16 protein-coding genes are annotated in these 18258 nt (G+C 49.0%); 6 read left to right on the top strand and 10 right to left on the bottom strand.

Translation table 11 applies throughout. From position 1 onward, the window contains the following. Positions 1-6: 6 nt before the first annotated feature. On the bottom strand, positions 7-606 hold the full coding sequence (locus tag ACOZIO_RS05820; protein ID WP_421595075.1) for a cupin: 600 nt from the start codon (positions 604-606) through the stop codon (positions 7-9). 241 nt (positions 607-847) lie between these two features. On the opposite strand from ACOZIO_RS05820, the gene osmE reads away from it, so the two are divergent. Continuing rightward, positions 848-1180, top strand: a complete 333-nt coding sequence (osmE, locus tag ACOZIO_RS05815; RefSeq protein ID WP_129952544.1) for an osmotically-inducible lipoprotein OsmE — start codon at positions 848-850, stop codon at positions 1178-1180. Between the two features lie 54 nt (positions 1181-1234). Here the strand turns inward: osmE and ACOZIO_RS05810 are convergent, their stop codons facing one another. After that, entirely contained in the window at positions 1235-1693 is a 459-nt protein-coding gene (locus ACOZIO_RS05810) for a hypothetical protein (RefSeq protein ID WP_421595073.1), read from the bottom strand. A gap of 270 nt (positions 1694-1963) precedes the next feature. Here ACOZIO_RS05810 and ACOZIO_RS05805 point away from each other — a divergent pair, with 270 nt between their 5' ends. Both ACOZIO_RS05805 and ACOZIO_RS05800 read left to right on the top strand, forming a co-directional pair. Continuing rightward, a complete protein-coding gene (locus tag ACOZIO_RS05805) occupies positions 1964-2635 on the top strand; it encodes a PTS transporter subunit EIIC (RefSeq protein WP_129952546.1) in 672 nt (223 codons plus the stop codon). A gap of 13 nt (positions 2636-2648) precedes the next feature. After that, positions 2649-3140 carry a hypothetical protein gene (locus ACOZIO_RS05800; protein ID WP_129952547.1) on the top strand — a complete coding sequence of 164 codons (492 nt, stop codon included), beginning with the start codon at positions 2649-2651 and terminating at the stop codon, positions 3138-3140. A gap of 68 nt (positions 3141-3208) precedes the next feature. Here the strand turns inward: ACOZIO_RS05800 and ACOZIO_RS05795 are convergent, their stop codons facing one another. Beyond that, complete coding sequence (locus ACOZIO_RS05795) at positions 3209-4936, bottom strand: potassium/proton antiporter (RefSeq protein WP_129952548.1); 1728 nt, start codon at positions 4934-4936, stop codon at positions 3209-3211. A 193-nt stretch (positions 4937-5129) separates the two neighbouring features. On the opposite strand from ACOZIO_RS05795, the gene ACOZIO_RS05790 reads away from it, so the two are divergent. Continuing rightward, a complete protein-coding gene (locus ACOZIO_RS05790; protein ID WP_165383713.1) occupies positions 5130-5324 on the top strand; it encodes a hypothetical protein in 195 nt (64 codons plus the stop codon). A 62-nt stretch (positions 5325-5386) separates the two neighbouring features. Here the strand turns inward: ACOZIO_RS05790 and ACOZIO_RS05785 are convergent, their stop codons facing one another. Genes ACOZIO_RS05785 through puuD form a run of 3 tightly spaced genes read right to left on the bottom strand, consistent with a single transcriptional unit; the run spans position 5387 to position 8116 of the window. Continuing rightward, positions 5387-6700, bottom strand: coding sequence for an NAD(P)/FAD-dependent oxidoreductase (locus ACOZIO_RS05785; RefSeq protein WP_129952550.1), 1314 nt, complete (start codon positions 6698-6700; stop codon positions 5387-5389). 50 nt (positions 6701-6750) lie between these two features. Then, the gene (gene puuR, locus ACOZIO_RS05780; protein WP_129952551.1) at positions 6751-7308 is read right to left on the bottom strand and encodes an HTH-type transcriptional regulator PuuR; all 558 of its coding nucleotides are present in this window, start codon (positions 7306-7308) and stop codon (positions 6751-6753) included. A gap of 4 nt (positions 7309-7312) precedes the next feature. Further along, the gene (gene puuD / locus ACOZIO_RS05775) at positions 7313-8116 is read right to left on the bottom strand and encodes a gamma-glutamyl-gamma-aminobutyrate hydrolase (RefSeq protein ID WP_129952552.1); all 804 of its coding nucleotides are present in this window, start codon (positions 8114-8116) and stop codon (positions 7313-7315) included. A 359-nt stretch (positions 8117-8475) separates the two neighbouring features. Between puuD and ACOZIO_RS05770 the strand changes: the two genes are divergently transcribed. Together ACOZIO_RS05770 and ACOZIO_RS05765 are read left to right on the top strand one after the other, a co-directional pair. Next, complete coding sequence (locus tag ACOZIO_RS05770) at positions 8476-9900, top strand: glutamine synthetase family protein (protein WP_421595193.1); 1425 nt, start codon at positions 8476-8478, stop codon at positions 9898-9900. A 517-nt stretch (positions 9901-10417) separates the two neighbouring features. After that, positions 10418-11794 (top strand): APC family permease, encoded by a 1377-nt coding sequence (locus ACOZIO_RS05765; protein WP_129952554.1) that lies wholly within the window; start codon positions 10418-10420, stop codon positions 11792-11794. A 738-nt stretch (positions 11795-12532) separates the two neighbouring features. Here the strand turns inward: ACOZIO_RS05765 and sbcB are convergent. From sbcB to ACOZIO_RS05745, 4 genes are all read right to left on the bottom strand, one after another. Further along, positions 12533-13960, bottom strand: a complete 1428-nt coding sequence (sbcB, locus tag ACOZIO_RS05760; protein ID WP_421595070.1) for an exodeoxyribonuclease I — start codon at positions 13958-13960, stop codon at positions 12533-12535. Between the two features lie 499 nt (positions 13961-14459). Further along, positions 14460-16490 (bottom strand): hypothetical protein, encoded by a 2031-nt coding sequence (locus ACOZIO_RS05755; protein ID WP_421595069.1) that lies wholly within the window; start codon positions 16488-16490, stop codon positions 14460-14462. After that, positions 16471-17463, bottom strand: a complete 993-nt coding sequence (locus tag ACOZIO_RS05750) for a glycosyltransferase family 2 protein (RefSeq protein WP_129952557.1) — start codon at positions 17461-17463, stop codon at positions 16471-16473. Before ACOZIO_RS05750 ends, ACOZIO_RS05755 begins: the two co-directional genes overlap by 20 nt. Then, positions 17460-17744, bottom strand: a complete 285-nt coding sequence (locus ACOZIO_RS05745; protein ID WP_235174251.1) for a GtrA family protein — start codon at positions 17742-17744, stop codon at positions 17460-17462. The genes ACOZIO_RS05750 and ACOZIO_RS05745 overlap by 4 nt, the downstream gene beginning before the upstream one ends. Positions 17745-18258 lie beyond the last annotated feature (514 nt).

The following is an 18258-nucleotide window of genomic DNA, read 5'->3' as shown; positions in this document are numbered from 1 at the left end:
GTGCGGTCATTTCTGATGCCAGACCAGCATGCTGCCTTCGCTGTGTCCGGTTACCGGATCTGTCGCGGGCAGCGGGACGGCGTTCACCGCTTTGGTGCGCGCCGCCAGTTGCGGCAGTTCGTCGTGGCATAAATCGGCTTTGATACCCGGCGGATACGCGCCGACCAGCATAAAGTTTTCATCGGCGGAAATTTGTTTATGGCCGATACCTGCAGGGAGCAATAACACATCACCGATATTCACCTCAATAATATTACCGTGCTCACCGCCCAGTTGCAGTTTTGCCGTACCGGCATAAACACCCAATACTTCAGGTGTATTGGAATGAAAATGCGTAAAGGTATACACGGGATAACGCCACTGGGGCGGCCAGCCGTTGGCACGGAAGAGGTGTTCAAGATATTCGGCATTATCGGGGATATCAGGCGGAATGACGCGGTGATAAATCAGCACCGGTAACCTGTTATTCGGCACACCGCCGTCGGGTTTGTCGAGCAGCAGAGTATCCATGGCAACCTCCCGGGGAGTCGCGAAACCCGTTTGGGCTATCGGCATCAGGGCAATAACACCCAGCAAAGTAACGAACCTGCGTCGATCCAAATGCATCAGGAATGGCTCCTTGTCGCGCATTCAATGGCTTATCTGTTTCATGTATAGATCAAAAAGCCCTGAATATCCTCTTTTGTACTGAGAAAAAATGTCCATCCGGCTGCGCCAAAACAGCCATTTGCCGTTATCAGAAAAAACTTAAAACAGGGTGTAATCAACAAACAGAAGTCATATCCGCTGGCGAAATCCCTTACGTCTTCTATGATTAACAAGACAAAAATACTCAGGAGGAGAAGTTATGAACAAGAAAATGTTACTGGTGGTTGCTACAGCAGTTTCGGTACTGGCAGGGTGTCAGACTTATGACCGTGCAGCGAGTTATGTGAAAGAGCCGGTCGTCAGCGACGTGAAAGTCGGGATGACCAAATCTCAGGTTCGTGCTATTGCAGGGCCACCGTCAACGGAAGCGACGCTGATTCATGCGAAAGGGACATGTCAGACTTATGCGGTCGCGCCGCGTGATGGTAAAGCCCAGACTTATTTCGTCAGCTTTAACGACACCGGTCATGTGATGAACAAAGGCTATCAGTCTTGTTCTGACTACGACAAAGACCCGCAGGCTGGTCAGTAACACAACCTCTGTGCCGCCCCGTGCGGCACAGACTCCCGTCGTGAAAAAGTCGCGTTAAAAGCCCGTCACCATAAATCCCCCAAATTCTTCTTTTAGTTTAGCCTCCGCACCCGTTGAGGGTGAACCGCCGTTGGCCAGTACTGAAAAATATTGCCGGACCTCCTGGAGCAGTGGCATCTCAGAGGCTTGTCCGGGAGATTTTAGTCCAATAAGTTGTGCCAGGCTTGAGGGATTTTGTAAGGTGTGGTTCAGTTCTTTTACATTGGCAAATGTATGGGGTGCCCCCTGCTGGAATGAAACTGAAAGGCTATCGTTTGCGTTCTTCACACTCAGCGCCTGGAAAACCAGCTTCAGATACTTACGCGTAGCCCGCAACAAGGGATTCTGGTTCATCAGTTGTTCAACCTGGCGGATGTTACTGAAGTCAATGGTTGAAGCATCGTTGAAGAGTAAGTCATAAGCTTGATGAACATAGGTGTTCGGATTACTTATGGCACTGATGAATTCATTCATTGTCTGCGGTGCCTCACGGCTTTTGCTGGCACCGTTTACGAAGCGTTGTAGAGAATCAGAAAGTTGTTCGGTTTGCAGTGTTCTCACCACAAAGGCTTTGATGTCATTATCTTTTGAGATAACGTCCGCATTCTTTTCCTGCTCATTGTGCCCCTCCGCCGTATTTCATGCCTGAGCCACACATTACTCCCGCGAAGGGTTTACCAGAGTTATTCAACCGGGTATTAATCTGTTCTTTTGAAAGGGCGAACGTCTAACCCGGAACTCAACATGGGCGTATTGTCGGGTATTCTTACCGGGGTTCTGGCGGGAGTCTTATATAATCGCTATCAGAATATCCGTTTACCCGAATATCTGGCTTTCTTTGGCGGCAAACGGTTTATCCCGATTGCGACAGGGCTGAGCTGCCTGCTGCTGGGTATGGTGCTGGCGTGGGCGTGGGCACCGGTTCAACACGGCGTAAACACTCTGGGAAACTGGCTGGTTGCGTCGGGGCCGGTGGGGCCATTTGTTTACGGCGTCCTGAATGTGATTTTCCGTGTAGTTGGCTTGCACCATATTGTTAATTCGCTGGTCTGGTTTGTGTTTGGCACCTTTACTCCTGAGCAGGGTGCGGCGGTCACGGGTGATATTCACCGTTTCAATCTTGCGACGCCGGGCAGGGGGGAAGAGAATGAATCTGCCAGTCCCTTCATTAACTCCTCACGGCTTGCCGCTGCCTATCTCGATGCTTTGGGCGGAAAGAAAAATCTGATACGGGTTGATGCCTGCATAACCCGCTTGCGCCTTGAAATTGTCGACAGGGATATGATTCAGGAGCCAGCGTTAAAAAAACTGGGTGCGATGGGAGTGATAAAGCGTGGAGATTCAGGCCTGCAGGTCATCATCGGTACGCAGGCGGAAATTATTGCCAGTGAAATTCGTGAATTATTAAATCAATAAGGACATCTCTCTCATGACAAAGAAACGATTACTGGATTGTTGTGCTTCGGATGTCGTTAACATGGACCGCGAGACGCTTCTCTATGCTATCCGTGCCAGCGAAGGTCGCGTGTTAGTCAGTGAAACGATCGCCATCACTCAGCCTTTACTGAACAATGTCAGCAATGCGGAGCTCGCCGCGTCACAGGGTGCAGATGTTGTTCTGATCCCTGCTCCGGGGACTGTTCCGGGGATGAGTCAGGAAAAAGTCACGTCGCTGATTGCCTGTGCACATGCGCACGGGGCGCTGGCGATGACAACCATCGGGACGTCCCAGGAAGGCGCTGATGTCAGTACGGTGCGGCAAATTGCGCTGATGAGCAAAATGGCCGGGGCTGATTTGCATCACATTGGCGATACAGGTTATATGGGGATTGCACTGCCCGAGAATATCATGGCTTACAGTATTGCGATCCGCGGTGTACGCCATACGTATACCCGCATGGCGAGATCGATTAACCGCTAATCTGAACAAATCCCGGTGTGAGACCGGGATTTGTATTATCTGGCGGAAACTTTCGATAAAACTACTTTTCAGGCCTTCTGCGTTACAATCCTGACACCGACTTTGCTTACCCGGTTCCCCTCCATTTCCGCAATTGTCCACGTCAGCCCGTCCCATTCGATATGGTCACCGATAACCGGTTCGCCACCGAGCAGATTGATCACGAAATGCCCCAGGGTTTGCGACTGATCGACCGTCTCTTCCAGATTCAGACCATACAGCTGGGAAATGGCATCCAGCGGCGCATCAGCCTGCAAAATGAAATCACCAAAGAAACGGTCATCAAGCACCACTTTATTGCTGTCACTGAACAACTTGCCGAGCTCCGGTAAGTCTTTTTCCTGGCCGATCACACAAAGAATATCGCCTTCCTTCAGACGCGTACTGCCGGTCGGATGCAGCATTTCTTTGCCACGGAACAGCGCCGCAATGCGTGTCGCCTGGGGCATTTGCAGATCACGCAGTGCGGCACCGACGCACCATTTGTCGGAACCGAGCTGATAGACAAATTGTTCCCAGTCGTTATAAACATCGATATCCAGCCCGACGCGTGAAATCGGCGTTGGTTGCGGCGGCACCAGCACTTTGGCTTTTTTGGCCGCAAAGCCTAAGGATGTGCCCTGAAGCAGCAAGGAAACCAGCACGATAAAGAAGGCGACATTAAAATACAGTGTGGCGTTAGGCAGTCCGGCCATCATCGGGAACACTGCCAGAATGATCGGCACTGCGCCACGCAGCCCGACCCAGGAAATAAAGAAGCGCTCACGCAAGGTAAAGTTTTTGAACGGGATCAGACTGACAAACACCGACAGCGGGCGTGCCAGCAGAATCATCCACAATGACAGTGCCAGCGCTGCGACAGCAATGGGCAACAGATCGCTTGGCGTCAGCAACAAACCCAGCACCAGGAACATACCAATCTGGCTGAGCCAGGCCAGCCCGTCAAAGGTTTGTAAAATACCGTGACGGTTGCGGATGGGCATATTGCCGAGCATCAGGCCGCACAGATACACCGCCAGAATGCCGCTGCCTTCCAGTGACATGGTTGCCGCGTACACCAGCAAACCCCCGCTGAATGCCAGCAGCGGATACAGCCCGGTCGCCAGCGTAATCTTATTAATCAGCTTGTGCAGCAGCCAGCCGCCGCCCACACCAAACACGATGCCGAGGCCAAACTGGCGCACCACATCAACAACAAACATCAGGCTAAGGCCCTGTTCACCTTTAGATATCATGTCTATCAGGGTGATGGTCAGAAATACCGCCATCGGGTCGTTGCTGCCGGATTCAATTTCCAGCGTGGCGCTGACACGTTCGTTCAGACCTTTACCCCCGATCAGCGAGAAGACGGCTGCCGCATCGGTTGAACCGATAATTGCGCCAATCAGTAAACCCTGCATCAGGTTGATATTGAACAACCATGCGGCGGCCAGCCCGGTCAACCCGGCGGTAATCAGGACACCGATTGTCGCCAGAGACAGGGCAGGCCACAGGGCAACACGAAAGGAAGAGGCCCGCGTACGCATCCCGCCGTCCAGCAAAATTACCGCCAGCGCCAGGTTACTGATCAGATAGGCGGCGGGGTAATTATCGAAGGCAATACCGCCAATTCCGTCGACGCCCGCCAGCATGCCGATCGCCAGGAAAATGACCAAAATAGGGATGCCAAGCTTAGAAGAGAACGAACTGAGCAAAATGCTCGCTGCGACTAACAGGGCGCCAATAAAGAAAAGAGTATTAATCGTGCTGGCGTCCAAGAGCGTTCTCCTTGTAAGGCATGAATGGAGCGGGGTGTGCGGTATCGTCATCAGTGACAATGCCTTTAATTTATCAGGAAAATGATCGCGTTGCTGAGGTCATTTAGGATTTTTATTAGTTGCACTTAAAAATAAAAAACTATGCTTAAAGAGGAGTGAGGTTTATATGCAGTGCATACAAAAGGAAACCACAATGAGTGAATTTACCGGTGTACACCGCGAGGTGATGAAAGATGGCGCGATAAAACATGTTCTTATCCGCGATGCGCAAGGCAATGAACAGTCAGTTGCAGCAAAAGATTATATTTCGCAAGGGATCGAGCCAGATCTGAATGAGTTGCCCGAAGTTGAGACTGACAGTGAATTCCCGGTCGCGGGCAAAGCCTGAGGAACAGAGCTCCCCGCTGCGAAACAGCGGGGTTTTTTCAGGATTTCAACAGGATAAAAGGATCAGACGCCTAAGCGATCGCGCAGAGAATAATAGGCTGCGCCCAGCATGGTAAACGGGACCTGAAAATTGCGGCCGCCGAAGAAAGGCATGTGCGGCAAACGCGCAAACGCATCGAAGCGTTCAGCATCGCCACGCAACATTTCGGTGATGAGCTTTCCGGCCAGATGCGTTAGCGTAACGCCATGCCCGCTGTCACCCTGCATGTAATAAATGTTATTTTCCAGCCGGCCAAACTGCGGCAGGCGTGATAACGTCAGCAGGAAATTGCCGCCCCAGCGATAATCGATCTTCACGCCCTTAAGCTGCGGGAAAGTACGGTTGAGTTTGGGCAGGATCACTGAATCGATATTGGGCGGATTTTTGCCGCCGTATGTCACGCCGCCACCATACAGCATTCGCTTATCAGCGGTAAGGCGGAAATAATCGAGCAGATAATTACAGTCTTCTACGCAATAATTGTTGGGCAACAATGACAGCGCCATGTCATCGGACAAGGGTTCGGTTGCGATGATCTGCGAGCCACACGGCATGCTCAGACGTGTGAGGCGGGGCGCCAGTTGCTGACTGAGATAGGCATTACCTGCCAAAATCACATATTTGGCTTTCACCTGACCTCGGGCTGTGTGCACTAATGCCGGTTCCCCGTGATCAATACGCGTGACAGCGGAGCCCTCATATATACGTCCGCCATGACGGCGCACCGCTTCGGCTTCACCCAACACCAGATTCAGCGGATGAAGATGACCGCCATTTTTATCCAGCAGCCCGCCCACGTAGCGATCGGTGGCGATTTCGCGACGCACGGCGGTTTCATCCAGCAGTGTCAGGTGAGTGTGGCCGTAACGGTTCCATAACTTTTGCTGTTCGCGCAGCTTCGACAACTGACGGGTACTCAGCGCGGCAAAAATACAGCCGGGGCGATAATCGCAGTCGATGGCATACTGGTCGATACGCTGGCGAATAATGTTCGCGCCTTCAAACATCATACTGCCGAGCATATCCGCGGTCTGACGTCCGTAGCGGTCTTCGATCACATCAATATCGCGGCTATAAGAATTGACTACCTGGCCGCCATTGCGCCCGCTGGCCCCCCAGCCCACGCGCGCGGCTTCAAGCACCACCACGTCGTAACCGGCCTCACACAAATATAAAGCAGACGAAATGCCGGTATAGCCTGCACCGACAATACAAACATCGCACTCAATATTGTCTGTCAGTTCCGGCCACGGCGCGTGTTTGTTGACGGAACTGGCGTAGTAGCTGTCGGTATGTGGCACCCCGGCCACGCGGGGACTTCCTGTTTGGGCACTCATGATGACATCCTTCCTGAGGTTCCCGTTGCCACGTACTGAGCCGGTGACAACTAGAAGGTATTAGGCGTATGTGCGCTGACAATCCTGCAAATCCGCGACGAAATATTACTGAAACTGTGAGGGTCAGCCGTGTTAATGGCATAACTTTGTCCCGCACGCAGCGGGTAACGTTGACCATTGACGGTTAAGATGATTTCTCCTTCTAACAGGGTGCCGACTTCCTCGCCCTGATGTTTGATTTTGTCGCCCGTGGTGCTGCCGGGCTGATAGGTCTCCAGCAGCATGGCGACACTGTGGTTTAGCGTGCCGTTGTGCACCATTCGCATGGAGACGCCACGACTGCCGATTTCGATTAAATCCGCCGCATTAATCACGATTTGCGGCGCGTTACTTTTATGCTCTTCGGCGAAAAACTCCGAAAGTGACAGCCCGTAAACCCGCAATAACTTCTGCAACGTACTCACGGCGGGGCTGACTTTATCCTGTTCGATAGTGCTGATGGCGCTGTGTGTCAGGCCAGACAACTCGGCGGCTTTGCGTTGTGACATCCCGAGTTGCTGGCGAATTTCAGAAAGCCGGCGACCAGGCGCCAGACTGACTTCGCTCATCCGTTTATTCCTCTCGTACGCTCCGGGCCTGATGGCCCTTGCGACAGGCAGCGATAAAAGCGTTAAACAGCTGACGCGACACCGGGTCAGTCAGACTGTGCCATTCCGGATGCCATTGCACACCAAGGGCAAACGGATGATTGCGGACACTCACGGCTTCCACCAGATTGTCCGGTGCGCGCGCTTCCACGGTCAGTGCTTCACCCAGACGGTTAGCCCCCTGACCATGGAGAGAATTCACCTGAAATTGCTGATAATCGGGTAGTAATTCTGAAAGTAAGCCCCCCGGTTCGATATGCACCGGATGCACGAGATCATACTGATTGTCATGTGGCAGGCTGGTATCTTCGCGGTGATCCATATAGCCCGGCACCTCCTGTACTTTGCGGTGCAGACTGCCGCCGGTGGCCACCACCAGCTCCTGCAAACCGCGGCAGGCGGCAAAGAGCGGGATCTTCTTATCCAGCGTTGCGCGTATGAGTTGTAAACTCAGGCGGTCGCGGCCGGGATCGGCCAGCTCCTCGACACCTTCTTCACCGTACTGATGAGGTTCAATATTGCTGGGGCTGCCGGTGAGGAAGATGCCGTCCAGACCGCGCAGAATCTGATCTATCGCGCCTTCGCGAGCCGCCAGTTCATGCGGCAAACAAACCGGAAGGGCATCGGCGTTGAAAATAGCGTCCAGATACTTTTCATGGACAGTGAGGGCAGGGTTTTCATCAACCGTGTTTTCGCACATGACTACCCCAATGACCGGTCTGTAGCGCGTCTCTTTTCCCGCAGATGCCGTGGAAAATATATTGCCCATAATACCGCCTCGTTGAGTAGATGAATTGACTGACAGCACGCGCCTCCCCGCACGTCTCTGTTCAGAATATTGACCTTTCATTGACCAATTTAGCAGCGCTCTGCTCGCTTTTCAAACGGATATGTTACGGGAATGTAGATGTTGCAAAAAATTAATGTTGAGGCTAGGGTTAATAATATGGCTGTTATTTTGAGCAAAAAAAGCGTTTTTTTGAGCATAACTGAGAGGATCCCGACTCCATGAGAGCACAGCGTTGAACACAGTGATGACCCGGTAAAGATAGCCGGCTGGCACCATGGTGGGGCCTGATATGCCGGAAACCAGCAAATGGCGGAAAACCTATGCAAGCGACTGAACTGATGAAAGAAATCAAGAAAGAGATTAGCGGGACTGAACCCCTCGCTAAGCACGTTGAAGAGCGAAGTAGCGCGTTCCAGGATGAAGTGTCTGAATACCTGGAGCGTCATCCACAAACTCTTCACGTCGACGTCCTGCTCACCGATCTCAATGGCTCCTTCCGCGGCAAACGCATTCCCGTCTCAGCACTTCGAAAACTCGAAAAAGGTTGTTACTTCCCGGCATCGGTCTTCGCCATGGACATTCTCGGTAATGTCGTGGAAGAAGCCGGATTAGGCCAGGAACTGGGCGAACCCGACCATGTCTGTGTGCCGGTTCCCGGTACCTTAACGCCCTCCGCCTCCGATCCTGAACATACCGGTCAGCTGCTTCTGACCATGCTTGACGAAGATGGCACTCCCTTTAACGTTGAACCACGCAATGTGCTTAATCATATCTGGCAAACATTGCGCCAGCGGGGTCTGTTTCCGGTGGTAGCGGTAGAGCTGGAGTTCTATCTGCTCGACAGGCAGCGCGATGCCGAAGGCTATATTCAGCCACCTTGTACGCCGGGGACGCAGGAACGCAGTATGCATAGTCAGGTTTACTCCGTAGATAATCTTGATCACTTTGCCGATGTGCTCAGTGACATTGATCGCCTGGCTCACATTCAGGGTTTACCGGCGGACGGGGCGGTAGCAGAGTCCTCACCGGGACAATTCGAAATCAATTTGCACCACAGCGAAAATATTCTGCGCGCCTGTGATCACGCCCTGATGCTCAAACGTCTGGTGCGTCTGGTGGCAGAGAATCATGATATGGACGCCACTTTTATGGCGAAACCCTACGACGAATACGCGGGCAGCGGGATGCATATCCATCTCAGCGTGCTCGATGACAACGGTAAAAACCTGTTTGCCGGTGACGGTGGCGACGATTCTGAACTGATGAAACGCTCCCTTGCCGGAATGATTGCGCTGATGCCTGCATCCATGGCATTACTGGCGCCGAACGTGAATGCTTTCCGCCGCTTCCAGCCGGGCATGTATGTGCCGACCCAGGCCTCATGGGGACACAATAACCGTACCGTTGCACTTCGTGTGCCTTGCAGCGGAACAGCAGACCACCGTGTGGAATACCGCGTCGCTGGTGCTGATGCTAACCCGTATTTAGTGGTTGCCACGGTGCTGGCAGGCATGCTGTATGGACTGGATAACGATTTGCCATTACCTGAACCGGTTACCGGTAACGGTCTGGAACAGGAGGGTATTCCGCTGCCTATCCGCCAGAGCGATGCATTGTATGATTTTGATGAACAACCGGCGCTGAAAAAGATCCTCGGGGAGCGTTTCTCGCAGGTCTATCACACCTGTAAATCTGATGAACTTCTGCAATTTGAGAGAAGAGTAACGGAAACGGAAATCGACTGGATGCTGAAAAATGCCTGATTCCGGGGGCGTGCCTGGCACTGTGTAAAAGGTTAAACCTTAAGTGTTGCCACGCCCATACAGGGGGGATCTGTGCGTGAATGTTTTGAACGCGAAAAGAATTTGTAACGCAACGCCTGTGAATGTTGTCATTTATGCGTGATTTGTGCAAAATACGCCGCACTGCAGATAACCGACGCTTAAAGGCGCCGGTTATTTTTTTTGTATATGCAGTACCCAACTAATTCAACAGAGGCCGGACCCAGATCCGGATAGATAACAAGGTTCGTGTGCGATCCCAAATTAAAACCGGTCGCCACTATGAGGAAATGTAACATGGGGCAATACTTCAAACCTGTACCGGTACCCGCCGGTGCTACTTTCAGCTGCGGCCACATTCGCACAGCCTTCATCTCCGCGTTCAGCGAGGTGAAGATCACTCCCCCGTTTACTTGTAATAACTCCCGAAGTTTTCCCTGTACGTTGCTTTCAGAGGCGTTTAAGCGCCCGGTATTTGCAATCCAGGGAGGGCTGAACCATGTCTGCTAATGCTACTGCCGCTCCGGCCACCCAGCGTGTACAACTGCGTAAAACCCTGACATTGGTTCAGGTTGTGATGATGGGCCTCGCCTATCTGCAGCCGATGACCATTTTTGATACCTTCGGTATCGTTTCCGGCCTGACCGATGGCCACGTTGCGACGGCGTATATCTTCGCGTTGATTGCCGTCCTGTTTACCGCCGTCAGTTACGGCAAGCTGGTGCAGCGATTCCCGTCTGCCGGTTCTGCTTACACTTACGCGCAAAAAGCTATCAGCCCGCACGTCGGCTTCATGGTCGGCTGGTCATCATTGCTGGACTATCTGTTCATGCCGATGATCAACATTCTGCTGGCGAAAATCTACCTGGAAGCCATCTTCCCGGGCGTGCCGTCGTGGATCTTTGTCGTAGCCCTGGTCGGCATGATGACCGCGTTCAACCTGCGTGGCATCAAAATCGTCGCAAACCTCAACAGCATCATTGTTGTCGTGCAGGTGGCGATCATGGTGGTCTTCCTGGGCCTGTTAGTTCGTGGCGTCTACATGGGCGAGGGCATGGGCACTCTGGCAACGACTAAGCCATTCTTCAGTGAGAATGCGCATGTGGTGCCAATGATTACCGGAGCGACTATCCTGTGCTTCTCGTTCCTGGGCTTTGACGGCATCAGTTCGTTGTCTGAAGAAACTCCGAACGCGGGCAAAGTGATCCCGAAAGCGATTTTCCTGACCGCGCTGATCGGGGGTATCATCTTCGTGGTGGTGTCTTACTTCCTGCAACTGTATTTCCCGGACATCTCGCGCTTTAAAGATCCGGACGCGTCTCAGCCTGAAATCATGCTGTATGTGGCAGGCAAGTTCTTCCAGTCCGTCATTCTGTGTTTCAGCTGTGTAACCGTTCTGGCATCGGGCATGGCTGCCCACGCCGGGGTTTCCCGACTGTTATATGTGATGGGTCGCGATGGTGTATTCCCGGAAAAACTGTTCGGTTATGTGCATCCGAAATGGCGCACCCCGACATTCAACGTCTTGCTGGTTGGCGTTGTGGCGATGTCTGCGGTGACCTTTGATCTGGTTACGGCGACGGCGCTGATCAACTTCGGCGCGCTGGTGGCGTTCACCTTCGTGAACCTGTCTGTGATTTCACAATTCTACATTCGTGAAAAACGTAACCGTACATTCAAAGATCACGTCAATTACCTGATCCTGCCGGTGATTGGTGCACTGACCGTCGGTGCGCTGTGGCTGAATCTGGAATCGAGCTCGATGACACTGGGCTTAGTCTGGGGAGCGATTGGTCTGGGGTATCTGGCGTTTATCACCAAAGCGTTTCGCAAGCAGCCGCCGCAGATGAGCGGGGAAATAGCACCGGAAGCGTGATTTTTGCCCTTTGAAAAGGGCAGGAAACTTTCTTTGCAGATGGCCGCTGCAATGGCGGCTCTAATTTGCAGCAAGCCTCTGCAAAAGAGGCTTTTAAAGTAGCTTAGTGAAAGTTTCGGTTTTTCAACAACAGTTATCATACGGCTTTTCGTGCCGAAACCGACGAGAGAGGAAAGTGCTTTTCCTCTCTCGACTCTCCTCGCTTTTTTCACTGCGCGCTTCGCTTGTTACAATGTTTCAGGTGCTATTGCGACAGGCTGGAAATCTTGCCGCTGTGCGGTACCTTCTCTCGGTCTTCGAGCCATAGGTCTCGAAGCCGCTCCGTTCAGCAAGATTTCTGAATCGCCCGCACGATCTTAAATTCAACATCAAACTGATGTTTATCTTTTAGAAAAGTGGATTGGCGTGCTCAAAAATGGCACCGAATGAACGGTTCGAGACCTATGGCTCGAAACCTGAAATTCGGGAATCGCGCAGCGATGACATTTTGCGCCACTCGCTTAAGTGACAGAACATGTCCGTCGTACTTGCGATAGCGCGCAGTAAAAAAGCGCGGAGGAATCCAAAGGAGGGGAAGCACTCCCCTCCTTTGGGCGGTTTCGGCGCAACGAGTTAAGTGATCATTGTACGTGAGAAACCGAAATTTACTCGGTCAGTTTTTAACGTCGGTAACTCACTGATTTTGAGAAACCGAAATTTTCACTATTCCAGAAGGGGGCGTTGGGGAATCCCCAAAAATTAACCCACCAGTTTCTTCCCATATTCAAACAGCGCCTTGAGAAGCGCTATCTTCTCAGCATCCCCCTCATGCAAGTTATAGAGCGATTCAAGCTCTAAAATGTACGCCTGCACACGTTCGTCCGTCAGTTTCTCCTGGCGATGCAACGTCCAGCGCTTTTGCTCGGCATCGGTAAGCGTGGCGGGGTAGTTGCGTGCACGGAAACGGAACAACAGCGGCTCAATGCGCGCGTCGTTAAAAGTCAGATCCAGCGCGGGAAGGTTCTCCGGACGGGTTTCCAGAATGATGCGCATGGCCGCGCGATCGGCATCTCTGAAAAAACCATCGTAAAGGCGGGCGTCCACGTCATCGGCCGGGGTAAAGGGTTCAGCTTCAGCAAACATCGCGACCACTTTCTCGCGCACCTGCGGATTTTGACGTAGCAATTGCAGATTTTCCAGGCAGCGCTGACGGTCGATCCCCAGGCGTTCGGCATTTTCCGGTAACAATGTCTTGGCCGGAGCCAGCACCGGACATTTATTGATATGCACCAGTTTGATCGGCAGCGGAGATTGTCCGGCCTGCAAAGCATCGCGGCGGCTGTACAGGCGCTCACGCATTTCATCAGGACTGAGATCTAACAACGTCGACATATCACCGGCGAGGTCACACATGATCACCGCATTCTTATTCTCAGGATGCCACGCCAGTGGTGCTACCCATGCGGTATTACCCCGTGCAGCGCCGAACATACCGGAAACATGCACCAGCGGGGCCATGGCAGGAATATCAATCAGGGTATTAAGTTTATGTTTGCTGCGATGCTCGAGCAGAAAGTTAAACAAACGCGGCTGCGCCTGCTTCACCAGTTTCGCCATGGCGATAGTCGCGTAAACGTCGGCCATCGCATCATGGGCATTTTCATGTTCGATACCATTGGCTTTGGTCAGATGTTCAAGACGGAAACTCGGGAAGCCATCATCATTTTCCGGCCAGTTGATGCCTTCCGGACGCAGCGCATAACAGGCGCGCATTACATCCAGTAAATCCCAGCGGGAATTGCCGTTTTGCCAGCTGTAGGCATACGGGTCGTAAAAGTTACGATAAAGGATATTCCGGCTGACTTCATCGTCAAAACGGATATTGTTATAACCAACAATGCAGGTGCCCGGCACGCTGAATGCCTGGTGAATTTGCGCGGTAAACTCGGCTTCAATCACACCGCGCTCCAGGGCAATTTGTGGCGTGATGCCGGTAATCATCACTGCTTCAGGTTCAGGCAGATAATCATCAGAAGGGCGGCAATAAATCACCAACGGTTCTTCGATGATATTGAAATCTTCGTCAGTTCTTACCCCGGCAAACTGCGCCGGACGATCCAGCGCCGGGTTTTTACCAAAGGTTTCATAATCGTGGAAGTAGAACGTTTTTTGCGGCTTATCTGACATAATTTTATTGTGCCTAAATTCGTATGTATTTTACTGTCCAAACCAGTGCGTCAACCAGGCGTATCGCCACCCAGTATTCTATCAGATAGAGTCTGCTGAGTCCGGTTTGCCAACAATGCTCGGAGAAAAATGGTTTGTCTGTTTACATAACATTATCATGGCTCCCGGTGACAAATGAACTCTGTGAATTTTAAAGTATTGAATGGTAAGTAAACAAATTTTTAACATGGTAATAAGCTTGTGATCCGTTTTTTCCACAGGGAAAATCTGTCTCAAAATATTTGCTTAGTAAGGATTCGGCCATAAATGGTGAAATTATTCTGGATAGTAACAGCATATATAGTAAGGCGAGCACATTATCCCGTTCAGAATTATATTTACAGGCGGCAGGATTATGATTGCTCATAAATATAGAGGGGAGGGGAATGCGGAAAATTTTAACATCAGCGTGATTTTCGTTGAAAAAAGCCTTTGCTGTTTTAGCAAAGGCTCAGTATGTTTATTTTTTAACGATCATAATAGAGTCACATGAAGGGTTACCATGTTTATCTATCGTTAGGGTCGTAAGCATGTTATTAAATTTCCTTACATCAAGAGATGAAGAGCCGTTGTTCTCGATATGGCTTGATATATGTCTTCCAGACATGTCGGAAATGGTGACATCCACACCATCAGCTGTTGAACACGTATTCCGGACTGATGAAATGAGGAGTTCATTAATGCCATTTAACGTCCAGGTTATTGTGGTCGGACGGTTTTCACCTGGATGTCCATAGAGAGTTCCATCATCTTCAATGTCTAATTTGCCCCACACATCACCTAAAGAAATCGATCCCGTTGAATAAGGAATGAACAGACTGGTGTCGTAAATCCCTTTCCATTGCGGGTAGCTGATATAATATTTTGAGATGAAATCCATCATTTCATTATAGGTAAACGGCCTCGTTCTTTCATAAACATAGGCGGTAGCCCCCTTTTCGAGCGGATAGCCATTTCCAACCCTTTTAAAAGCTTTTCCTATCCCCTCATTATTTAGCAACTCTTTTGCAGGAATTGTAATAACTTGCTGGCCTGATGGCGTTAAATGTGTTTGTACGGGATCAACAACGATGATGAACCTGGACATCAGTGCAGGAATGTTCAGCCCGTCTCTGAGATCAACCTGGGACATTCCAGTCAAATACTTACTCAATTTCAGATTTGAAAGTGTGTCGAGCATATTATCGTTAAGAACACCACTGGATGATAAAACAGTCAGTTTTTCAGTATCATGTAGCATGCTCTGAATATCAGAAGATAACCTGACATAGTTGCCATAATTATCAACACGCATTGGTGTGTATTTAGTGGGCAAATATTTTGAGAAGTCATTGATGTTTGTATTAAATAAGGACTGCTTATTAATGATAAGACAGATGATTATTGTTAATGAGACAAGAATGGCTTTAGGGACGGTAGAATTCAGTTTGAAAAGGAACCATTTTATTGAAATGGCTGAAGCGATAAGTACCCATAATGCAAAAGGCAGGCAGTGATGCAAACCCGGTGATTGAGTTTTTGTAAAGATGAAAAAACTAAAAACCAAATTGAATAAAGAAAAAATGACTAAATATTTCTCTTTCGTTTTCTTAGTAAAAATTGATACGACTACTGATATTATAAAAAATGGAAATATGTACAATCCAATATCATGCAAAACGTTATAAAGAGATGATGCGACACTGGACTGATAAGCAGAATAGATAAACGAGTAATCAGTTGTTGCCACTCTGACAAGCAAGTTCCATTGCAATGCTATCGATAATAATATTGATACAATTCCAGATATAAAAAAGAAGGTGCAAATCCTAAAGATTTTTTTAAAACTATGCCCTTCTACTTTATAAATAAAATAATTCAGCACAGGTAAAGAGAGATACATTGAAATGACAGTATAGGCATACCATCTTCTGAGTAAAAATGGCGACCATAAAATAGCACCAAGGATGATCGCTCTTTTGATATTCAGTTTACCAGACAGATCTGTTTTACATGTATAGATAATCGCTGATATAACAAAGATAAGACCGCAAATATCAGGATAACCTCTGAGCGTAGGAGCCCAAAAAGCCACAAAAGTTGCAGGCAGGACCAGAGAAATAATTGTCCAGCAGACAGACTGCTTCTCAGAAAATTGTTTTAATAGGACTGAAAACAGAAGTGATACGGGGAGCAAATAAACAATGGACAGCGATAATATATAGGTGAGCCTACCCTCTCCACCAAAAGCGTAAAAGAGGGAGGTTAAAGCCACGGGGAGGAGATTATAATCATCATTTTTTATCGACGAAGCAAGTCTCGACAGTGTCCCAACAGGATCAATAGAAAAGCCCAAACTGAATTGTTGCCACAATCTCCAGTACCCATTGGAATCCCAATAATATATATTATGTTCCTTCCCTACATAATGCATTGTAAGGTAAGTCACAAATAAAAGTACCACTGTAAAAAATATAGTACCCCTGAATTTTTTACTTAAATTCATTGTCATCACCACGCTTTTCCTCAACAAAAAAACGAGGCCTCCCTTTAGTTTCGATGTAAATCTTTCCAACATACTCACCAATCACACCCAGGCAGAGCAGTTGCACACCCCCCAGGAAAATGATTGAAATCATTACTGAGGTCCAGCCCTCAACAGTGCTACCTGTGATTTTTTCAAAAATCGCATAAGCTGCTGTTATTATTGAAATAAGACAGGTAATAAAGCCCAGTGCAGATATCATCCTGAGTGGGGTTATAGTCAGCGATGTAATGCCTTCTACAGCTAATGAAAGCATCTTCTTTAATGGATATTTGGATTCTCCGGCTACCCGGTCATCTCTCGAATAATAAACCCTTGCTGAATTAAATCCTAATAATGGAACAATTCCGCGAATATACATATTCTGTTCTTTAAACGTAAGCAAACAATCGACAGCCTTTCGACTCATCAGTCTGTAATCAGCGTGATTAGAAACCTGATTTACTCCCATCTTTTCCATCAGTGAGTAGAACAGATTGGCACTTATTCTCTTGAATGCACTGTCGGTGGAGCGATCATCCCTCACACCATAGACAATATCATTACCTTCTTGATATTTTTCAACCATCGTTTCTATGCACCGAACATCATCCTGAAGATCGGCGTCTATACTTACCACAACATCTGCAGTTGTATTCGCTAAGCCTGCTATCAGTGCATTCTGATGGCCTCGGTTTTTAGAAAGTTTAATCCCAGAGACAAAAGTGTTTTTCTGGCACGCTTCTTTAATCTGATCCCATGTGTCGTCTTTGCTACCGTCATCAACAAAAATTATCTTGCTGCCTGCGCCGATTTTTTGCGTTGAAATTAAATTGCATAATACCTCGCCTAATACTTTTAGGCAGTGTGGGAATGCTTCTTTTTCATTATAGCATGGAACCACAATTTCCATTCTAGGAGGGGTATTATCGCATTCCTGCGGTATATCAAAATCGTTCATTTCATCACCCAAAATCTATTAAGTAGGAAGCCTGTTATGGTATAAAAAATCATCCCTATGATTTGCGAGAAAAAAGTGTAATCCGGGAAGAAGAATAATATGCATTTAATTGGAACAAGGTTAACAAGATAAGCAATTCCGCAAGTCACCAGAAATTTTATCAATCTGCTGAAGCTTGGGGTCGAATTAAATGTAAAGAGCGTATTTAGGATAAAACTGAATATTATACCAACTACGTAGCCAATAGCATTGGCCAAATAAATGTTCACGTTGGCATACATCAGGGAAAATATAACGATACCTGTTAACCCTGTATTGAAAAGCCCAACAACCATATATTTAGCGAGTAATTTATTTGTGGACACTCTAACCTGCTTAAAACACGTACCGTAAGTTGATAGGTAATGGTAGTTAAAAATGTTAACTTAACAAGCGTTAACATAATGAATGTGATTATGTTATGGCTACCTAGGTGTGTCAGACTGGATTTTACTCAACACTACAGCAACCTGTCGCCAAGAGACCTCTCAATGTCCTCATACTTCACAGGCAAACCGAGGCTTCCGGCATTGCTGTATCTGTACTCTTATCCGTGTCGCTCAATTACAGTATTTGGTGAAAATTACGTCAACAAATTGATAGTGCTGCAATACATATATTTTCAACGAGATATAACGATCTATGGAATTTACTCTGTCACTCAAAAATATTGACTTGTTATTGTTAATAAATTTTCTTAATTTTGCGACCAGACTTAGAAGATAAGCACAAACCCCGTCTGATAAGCAGTAAATG

This window comes from Rahnella sp. PD4, assembly GCF_049199325.1.
In the GTDB taxonomy this organism is placed as follows: Bacteria; Pseudomonadota; Gammaproteobacteria; order Enterobacterales; family Enterobacteriaceae; genus Rahnella; species Rahnella perminowiae.
Note: the sequence above shows the minus strand (reverse complement) of the source record. Positions and strands in the feature narration are given on the sequence as shown.

Coding starts and splice junctions, on each gene's coding strand:
- ACOZIO_RS05810 (WP_421595073.1), bottom strand. CDS start 1,693: ATGAATGAATTCATCAGTGCCATAAGTAATCCGAACACCTATGTTCAT.
- ACOZIO_RS05765 (WP_129952554.1), top strand. CDS start 10,418: ATGTCTGCTAATGCTACTGCCGCTCCGGCCACCCAGCGTGTACAACTG.
- osmE (WP_129952544.1), top strand. CDS start 848: ATGAACAAGAAAATGTTACTGGTGGTTGCTACAGCAGTTTCGGTACTG.
- ACOZIO_RS05805 (WP_129952546.1), top strand. CDS start 1,964: ATGGGCGTATTGTCGGGTATTCTTACCGGGGTTCTGGCGGGAGTCTTA.
- ACOZIO_RS05800 (WP_129952547.1), top strand. CDS start 2,649: ATGACAAAGAAACGATTACTGGATTGTTGTGCTTCGGATGTCGTTAAC.
- ACOZIO_RS05745 (WP_235174251.1), bottom strand. CDS start 17,744: ATGTATGCCAACGTGAACATTTATTTGGCCAATGCTATTGGCTACGTA.
- puuR (WP_129952551.1), bottom strand. CDS start 7,308: ATGAGCGAAGTCAGTCTGGCGCCTGGTCGCCGGCTTTCTGAAATTCGC.
- ACOZIO_RS05785 (WP_129952550.1), bottom strand. CDS start 6,700: ATGAGTGCCCAAACAGGAAGTCCCCGCGTGGCCGGGGTGCCACATACC.
- ACOZIO_RS05755 (WP_421595069.1), bottom strand. CDS start 16,490: ATGACAATGAATTTAAGTAAAAAATTCAGGGGTACTATATTTTTTACA.
- ACOZIO_RS05770 (WP_421595193.1), top strand. CDS start 8,476: ATGAAAGAAATCAAGAAAGAGATTAGCGGGACTGAACCCCTCGCTAAG.
- puuD (WP_129952552.1), bottom strand. CDS start 8,116: ATGGGCAATATATTTTCCACGGCATCTGCGGGAAAAGAGACGCGCTAC.
- ACOZIO_RS05820 (WP_421595075.1), bottom strand. CDS start 606: ATGCATTTGGATCGACGCAGGTTCGTTACTTTGCTGGGTGTTATTGCC.
- sbcB (WP_421595070.1), bottom strand. CDS start 13,960: ATGTCAGATAAGCCGCAAAAAACGTTCTACTTCCACGATTATGAAACC.
- ACOZIO_RS05790 (WP_165383713.1), top strand. CDS start 5,130: ATGAGTGAATTTACCGGTGTACACCGCGAGGTGATGAAAGATGGCGCG.
- ACOZIO_RS05750 (WP_129952557.1), bottom strand. CDS start 17,463: ATGAACGATTTTGATATACCGCAGGAATGCGATAATACCCCTCCTAGA.